This window comes from Nonomuraea sp. NPDC049709, assembly GCF_040674815.1.
Classification (GTDB): Bacteria; Actinomycetota; Actinomycetes; order Streptosporangiales; family Streptosporangiaceae; genus Nonomuraea.
In genome coordinates, this window is sequence record NZ_JBFANM010000176.1 from 1 (window position 1) to 7,303 (window position 7,303).

At 71.2% G+C, this 7,303-nt stretch carries 5 protein-coding genes; all 5 read right to left on the reverse strand.

All coding sequences use genetic code 11. The annotated features are described in order from the left end of the window. The coding region (locus AB0J69_RS61120) for a maleylpyruvate isomerase family mycothiol-dependent enzyme (RefSeq protein WP_364138434.1) at positions 1–469 on the reverse strand (469 nt) is incomplete at its 3' end. Between the two features lie 10 nt (positions 470–479). Further along, a complete protein-coding gene (locus AB0J69_RS61125; protein ID WP_364138436.1) occupies positions 480–1,976 on the reverse strand; it encodes an alpha/beta hydrolase in 1,497 nt (498 codons plus the stop codon). A 188-nt stretch (positions 1,977–2,164) separates the two neighbouring features. Next, complete coding sequence (gene aceE / locus AB0J69_RS61130; protein WP_364138439.1) at positions 2,165–4,912, reverse strand: pyruvate dehydrogenase (acetyl-transferring), homodimeric type; 2,748 nt, start codon at positions 4,910–4,912, stop codon at positions 2,165–2,167. A 336-nt stretch (positions 4,913–5,248) separates the two neighbouring features. Next, positions 5,249–5,968 carry a response regulator transcription factor gene (locus AB0J69_RS61135; protein WP_364138442.1) on the reverse strand — a complete coding sequence of 240 codons (720 nt, stop codon included), beginning with the start codon at positions 5,966–5,968 and terminating at the stop codon, positions 5,249–5,251. Beyond that, the gene (locus tag AB0J69_RS61140; RefSeq protein ID WP_364138445.1) at positions 5,965–7,161 is read right to left on the reverse strand and encodes a HAMP domain-containing sensor histidine kinase; all 1,197 of its coding nucleotides are present in this window, start codon (positions 7,159–7,161) and stop codon (positions 5,965–5,967) included. The genes AB0J69_RS61135 and AB0J69_RS61140 overlap by 4 nt, the downstream gene beginning before the upstream one ends. Positions 7,162–7,303: the final 142 nt, after the last annotated feature.

The window sequence follows — 7,303 nt, forward strand, 5'->3', positions numbered from 1 at the left end:
GGTGTTGGGGTTTTTGGTGCTCCACTCCGTCGCGGCGGCGCGGGGGGCGGCCGGCGGGCTCGGGGGGGCGCCCCCGGCGCCCCCGCCCGCCCTCGGCCCGGTGCACCACCAGCTCGAAGAGCATCCGGCGCGGCCACCAGGACGCCTTCCCGTCCGGGCCCCACGTCCACACCGTCATCGAGGGATCGGTGGCGCGCAGGGTCTCCAGCAGTTCGGCGGCCCCGGCCAACAGCCAGCCGGCGTCGCCGCTCTGGCCCTCGGCCAGCCCGCTGGGCACCTGCCGCGACCAGATCCGCTCCTGGACCTGATCGCGCAGCACGTGCACCGCCCAGCGGTGGGTCTGCCCGACGTGCGTGACCAGCTCGGCGAGCGTCCATCCCGGGCACGTGGGCACCGGCACGGACAGGTCCCCGGAGAGGTCCGCCAGCCGCGCCACCTCGGTCTGGATCTGGGATTCGTAGTCCGTCACGCGGCCCAGACTAGGCCGCCGGGCAACTCGTGCCCTTGCCGGGCACCTTCCCGTCGATCAGGTACGAGTCCACCAGCCCCTGGACACACTTGCTGCCCGACAGGTACGCCCCGTGCCCCTCGCCCTCGTACGTGACCAGCGTCGCGGTCTTGAGCTGGGCCGTCAGCTTGGGCGCCCACTCGTACGGCGTGGCCGGGTCGCCCTTGCCGCCCACCACCAGGATCGGCGCGGAGCCGGTGGCGTCCACGTGCCGGGCCTCGTTGCTGCCCTTGGCCGGCCAGACCCGGCACAACCCGCCGGAGCCCTCGCTGCCGAACAGCGGCGAGATCTTCATCGCGGCCGCCTCGGTGCGCCGCAGCGCGGCCTCGTCGGGGCGCTCGGCGGAGTCGACGCAGGTGATCGCCGGGAAGCTGGTCATCTGCGTGGAGTAGCTGCCGTCCGGGGCGCGCCCGGTGTAGGAGTCGGCCAGGTACATCAGCGCCTCGCCCTGGCCCTTGAGCGCCTGGCTCAGCGCCTCCTCCAGGAACGGCCAGGTCAGCTCCGAGTAGAGCGCGGCGGCCACGCCGGTCGAGGCCAGACCCTGGGTCAGCTCACGCCCGTTGACCTGCAGCGGCTTGCCGGCGAGCTGGTTCATCAGCCGCTCGACGTTGGCGTTGGCGGTGGCCTGGTCCTTGCCGACGTCGCAGGTGCTCTTGACGCAGGAGCGCAGGAAGCTCTCGTACGCCTTCTGGAAGCCGCGCGTCTGCGCCAGCGTGCGCTGCTCGAACGTGACCGTGGGATCGAGCGGCGCGTCGAGCACCATGCGGCCCACGGTCTTGGGGAACAGGGTGGCGTAGACGCCGCCGAGCTGCGTGCCGTACGACATGCCGACGTAGTTGAGCTTGGGGTCGCCCACGGCGGCGCGGATGCGGTCCATGTCGCGGGCGGCGTTCACGGTGCCGATGTAGGGCAGGATCTTGCCGGAGTTCTGCTGGCAGAGCGCGGCGAACTGCTTGTTGGCCGCCGCGGCCTCCTGGTGCGTCTGGGCGTCGGGCGGCAGCGTGTCCAGCGAGGTGAACCGGTCCATCTCGGCGCCGTCGCCGCAGCGTACGCCGGAGCTGCGCTCGACACCGCGCGGGTCGAAGCTGACCAGGTCATAGCGGGCGCGCAGCGCCGTGAGCGCCTTGGCGGCCTGGTCGAGCGTGTCGACGCCGGAGGCGCCGGGGCCGCCGAAGTTGAACACCACCGAGCCCAGCCGCTTGCCCTTGCCGGTGGCCGGCAGCTTGATGAGCGCCAGATCCAGCTTGTCCCCGTCGGGCTTGGCGTAGTCGAGGGGCACCGCGAGCTTGCCGCACCGTACCGTGGCGTCCTTGCTGGCCGGCGGCTCGCCGTCAGGGCGTTTGATGTCGGTGCAGGGACCCCAGGCGATCTTGTTCGGGTCGGCGGTGGACTCCGTGGCCGGCTCGGCGGGCGCGGTGGAACAGCCGGCGGCCGCCAGAAGCAGGGCGGCGGCTAGAAGGCGACGCATGACGAAACTTCCCCTCACATCTCTCAGGGGGAAGTAGTGCCCACAATACGTGACCCTGCACCAAACCTGGGTGAGGCGGCACGTACCCCTCCTGAACGTGCCGCCTCACAGGCCAAACGGCGCGGACGGCCGGATATGACGGCGCTCCCGCGAAAAGTTCATTCGCGGGAGCGCCTCACTCGGACGACTCAGACCCCCATGGACTGGGTGTCGTTGCTCTCCGCGCCGCCCGCCTCGGTGACGCCGTTCTTGAGGTGGTAGCGGGCGATGGCCTCGCGCAGCACCTCGCCGTCGAGCTCGCCCCGCTTGACCAGGCTGGTCAGCACGGCCAGCGTGATCGAGGCCGCGTCCACGTGGAAGTGGCGGCGCAGCGCCGAGCGGGTGTCGGACAGGCCGAACCCGTCGGTGCCCAGCGAGGACCAGTCACCCGGCACCCACTGCGCGATCTGGTCCTGCACGGCCTTCATGTAGTCGCTGACGCCCACGAACGGCCCCTGCGCCGGCGAGAGCACCTGGGTGACGTAGGGGACGCGCGGCTCGGCGTCGGGGTTGAGCAGGTTGTGCTCCTCGCACGCCAGCGCGTCGCGGCGCAGCTCGGACCACGACGTCGCCGACCACACGTCGGCCGACACGCCCCAGTCCTCGGCCAGCAGGCGCTGCGCCTCCATCGCCCACGGGCCCGCCACGCCCGAGGAGAGGATGTTGGCCTTGGGGCCCTGCGTCTGCGGCCCGTCGGCGAACTTGTACAGGCCCTTGAGCAGGCCCTGCACGTCGAGGTCCGCGGGCTGGGCGGGCTGCAGGTAGGGCTCGTTGTAGACGGTCATGTAGTAGAAGATGTCTTCCGGCTGGTCGCCGTACATCCTCCGGAGGCCGTCCTTGACGATGTGCGCCACCTCGAACGCCCAGGACGGGTCGTAGGAGACGGCGGCCGGGTTCGTCGAGGCGATGAGCGGGGTGTGGCCGTCCTCGTGCTGCAGGCCCTCACCGTTGAGCGTGGTGCGGCCCGCGGTGGCGCCGAGCAGGAAGCCGCGGCCCATCTGGTCGCCCATCTGCCACATCTGGTCGCCGGTGCGCTGCCACCCGAACATCGAGTAGAAGATGTAGATCGGGATCATGTGCTCGCCGTGCGTGGCGTAGGCCGTGCCGGCCGCGATGGCCGAGGCCATCGAGCCCGACTCGCTGATGCCCTCGTGCAGGATCTGCCCCTGCACGGCCTCCTTGTACGACAGCAGCAGCTCCCTGTCGACGGCCTCGTACGTCTGGCCGTGCGGCGAGTAGATCTTGGCCGTCGGGAACATGGCGTCGAGGCCGAACGTACGGGCCTCGTCGGGGATGATCGGCACGAACCGGTGGCCGATCTCCTTGTCGCGCATGAGGTCCTTGAGCAGCCGCACGAACGCCATCGTGGTGGCGACCTGCTGCTTGCCCGAGCCCTTGGCGAAGCCGCCGTAGACCTCGTCGCCGGGCAGCTTGACCGGCTTGGCGCGCATGACCCGCTTGGGCAGCACGCCGCCGAGCGCCGCGCGGCGCTCCTTCATGTACTGGATCTCGGGGTCGTTCTCGCCCGGGTGGAAGTAGGGCGGCAGCTCGCCTTCGAGCGCCGAGTCCGGGATCGGCAGGTAGAGCCGGTCGCGGAACTCCTTGAGCTCGGCCTTGGTGAGCTTCTTCATCTGGTGCGTGGCGTTGCGCGCCTCGAAGTCCTTGCCCAGCGTCCAGCCCTTGATGGTCTGGGCGAGGATCACCGTCGGCTGGCCGACGTGCTCGCGGGCCGACTTGAACGCGGCGTAGACCTTGCGGTAGTCGTGGCCTCCGCGCGACAGCTTGCGGATGTCGTCGTCGGTCAGGTGCTCGACCATCTTGCGCAGGCGCGGGTCGGAGCCGAAGAAGTTGTCGCGGATGTAGCCGCCGGACTCGACCGAGTAGGTCTGGAACTGGCCGTCGGGCGTGGTGTTCATCTGGTTGACCAGCACGCCGTCGACGTCGGCCGCCAGCAGCGGGTCCCAGTCGCGGCCCCACACGACCTTGATCACGTTCCAGCCGGCGCCGCGGAAGTACGACTCCAGCTCCTGAATGATCTTGCCGTTGCCGCGTACCGGGCCGTCCAGGCGCTGCAGGTTGCAGTTGATCACGAACGTGAGGTTGTCGAGCTCCTCACGAGCGGCCAGGCCGATCGCGCCCAGCGACTCGGGCTCGTCCATCTCGCCGTCGCCGAGGAACGCCCATACGTGGCTGCGGCTGGTGTCCTTGATCTGCCGGTTGAGCAGGTAGCGGTTGAACCGCGCCTGGTAGATCGCGCCGATCGGGCCCAGGCCCATGGAGACCGTCGGGAACTCCCAGAAGTCGGGCATGAGCCGCGGGTGCGGGTAGGAGGGCAGGCCGTGGAAGCCGTGCGACAGCTCCTGCCGGAACGCGTCGAGCTGGGCCTCGTTGAGCCGGCCCTCGAGGAAGGCGCGCGCGTAGATGCCCGGCGCCGCGTGGCCCTGGAAGAAGACCTGGTCGCCCGACTCCCCGTGGTCCTTGCCGCGGAAGAAGTGGTTGAAGCCGACCTCGTAGAGAGAGGCGGCCGAGGCGTAGGTCGCGATGTGGCCGCCCACGTTGGTGCGGGCGTTGGCCCTGGACACCATGATGGCCGCGTTCCAGCGGATGTAGGCGCGGATGCGGCGCTCGACATGCTCGTCGCCGGGGAACCAGGGCTCGCGCTCCGGCGGGATCGTGTTGATGTAGTCGGTGCTGCGCAGGCCCGGCACGCCGACCTGGTGCTCGCGGGCCCGCTCCAGCATGCGGAGCATCAGGTAGCGGGCTCTGGTGCGGCCCTCGGTCTTGACGACGTTGTCGAGAGACTCGAGCCACTCGTTGGTCTCGCTGGGATCGACATCAGGCAGCTGGCTGGGTAGGCCGTCGCTGATGATCGAGAAACGCTGGCGTCCGGAAGCCACTGGGTCTCGCCTTCCGAGATGGACTGATGTCTGGTCTGGGTCGCCTTCCATCCTGGTCGCTAGCCGTAGAAAACGCATCTCTACTAGCCAGTAACCAGAGTGTCCCTGCTGGCAGGGCCATCTACGATGGCCTAGACCACCGATGGTAGGACGAATCGCCACCAAAGGTTACCTCGCGGGAGCAATTTAACAAGACAGGAAAACGAACGAAATTTCGCTCGAATGTCTTGGCGTCCCGGATGCCGCCTCCGTAGCCTTACCCTCCCCTGCGGGAGAGGGTTCTCACCCGCGGCGGGCGAGTCTAGCCGCCGTGCCTCCAGCTTGCCTCGCGCGGGCCTAGAGTGCCTGGTCGAGCGGCACCAGCCCCTGCTGGAGCGCGTAGATCGCGGCCTGGGTGCGGTCGGCCACGCCGAGCTTGGCCAGGATGCTGGAGACGTGCGTCTTGACCGTCTCCCTTCCCATGCGCAGGTCCCTGGCGATCTCGGCGTTCGAGCGGCCGCGCGCCAGGGCGACCAGGACCTCCCGCTCCCGCGGGGTCAGCGTGTCGAGGGGCCGGCGCATGCGGCCCAGCAGGAGCGCCGCGACCCCCGGCTCCAGCACGCTGCCGCCGCGCGCGGCCACGCGCACCGCCTCGACCACGCGGTCGACGGCGGAGGTCTTCGACAGGTACGACAGCGCGCCCGCGCGTACCGCCGCCACCACCCTGTCGTCCTCCTGGAACGAGCTCAGCACGATCACCGCCGGCCGCCGCTCCAGCCCGCGCAGCCGCTCCAGCACCGCCAGGCCGTCCAGCCCCGGCATCACCAGGTCGAGCAGCATCACGTCGGGCCGGCACCGCTCCACCGCGCGCAGCGCGCCCTCGCCGTCGCCGCTCTCGGCCACGACCTCGACGCCCTCCTCCTGCTCCAGGACGAAACGCAGGCCCTGCCTGACGACCTGGTGGTCGTCCACGATGAGCACGCGGATCGTCGTGCCGGGCGCGCCGCCACCGTGGGTCGTCGTGTCGCCGTGGGCCGTCGCGTCAGGCCCGCCGTCACCGTTGCCGCGGATCGTCATGTCAGCCTCGCCGTCACCGTCGTACCGCTCTCGTCGCTGTGGAGGTCGAGCCGGCCGCCGAGCTCCGTGACCCGCTCGCGCATCAGCTTGAGCCCCATGCCGTGCCTGGTGGCCGCGTCCGCCGGGTCGAAGCCGGTGCCGTCGTCCGACACCGACACGGTGATCGCGCCGTCGCGCTCGCACAGGCGTACCTCTATCCTGCTCGGGTTCGCGTGCTTGACCGCGTTCCCGACCGCCTCCTGCACCAGGCGCAGCACCGCGTGCTCGGCGGCGGGCGGCAGCGTGACCTCGTCCAGCTCGGCCTCGACCGCGATGCCGAGCCGCTCCTCATAAGCGTGGCAGAGCTCACGCAGGGCGGGCAGCAGGCCCGCGTCCTCCAGCGCCACCGGGCGCAGCTCCAGCAGCAGCGCCTGCATCTCGCGCATTGCGCGGGCGGCCGTGCGCTCCATCGCCTCCGACTGCTCGCGCAGGCCGCCCGGCGCCGCCCGGCGCATGCCCGCGGCCAGCAGGCTCAGCGAGAACAGGTCCTGGGAGATCGAGTCGTGCAGCTCCCTGGCGATCCGGCCGCGCTCGGCCTGCCTGGCCTCGGCGCGCGCGGTCGCCCTGTCCGCCTCCACGGCCGCGCCGAGCCGGTCGGCCATGAGGTTGACCGAGCGTTCGAGCGTGCTCACCTCGTCGGAGCCCGCCACCGGGACCCGCGGGCGGAAGTCGCCGGCCGCCACCGCCGTCGTCACGCCGGCCAGGCGGCGCACCCGGCTCGTCAGCCGGCGCGTGCTCAGCAACCCGAACACCAGCCCGACCGGCACCACCAGCGCCAGTGCCAGCCCGCCGGCCGCGACCAGGGGGAGCAGCTCCCCGACCGTGGGGGTGGGCGCGGCGTCCGAGGGGGCCTGTACGTAGACGTACCCGATCGTGGCGAAGCCCGCCGAGCTGTCCGGCGACTTGATCAGCACCGGGCTGAAGTGCCAGGTCGTCGGCCCTGTCCTGGTGCTGCCCACGCCGGGGCCGCCCCGGCGTCCCTGCGGGGAGACGTCGAGCGTGCCTCCTACGGGGTAGATCGCGGGCGCCGAGCTCCCGACGACGGCGCCGGACATGTCCACCAGGGCCGCCAGCATGGCCAGCCCCTGCTTGTGCAGCGGCTCGGCGCCGCCCACGAGTGTCCGCGGCGGGACGTCCGTCCGCGGTGGGGGCACGCTCGGGACCGCCCGCGGCGGGCCGTCGCCCGGGACGGCCCGCGGCAGTGCGCACGTGGGTGCCGGCCCGGTGGCGCACGCGGCCGTACTCGCCGGACCTGCTGCCGTACGACGTGGGCCTGGTCGGCGTCGTCCGCCGCAA

Excerpts from the sequence above, each read along its gene's own strand:
- AB0J69_RS61125 (WP_364138436.1), bottom strand. The coding sequence starts at position 1,976 with ATGCGTCGCCTTCTAGCCGCCGCCCTGCTTCTGGCGGCCGCCGGCTGT.
- AB0J69_RS61135 (WP_364138442.1), bottom strand. The coding sequence starts at position 5,968 with ATGACGATCCGCGGCAACGGTGACGGCGGGCCTGACGCGACGGCCCAC.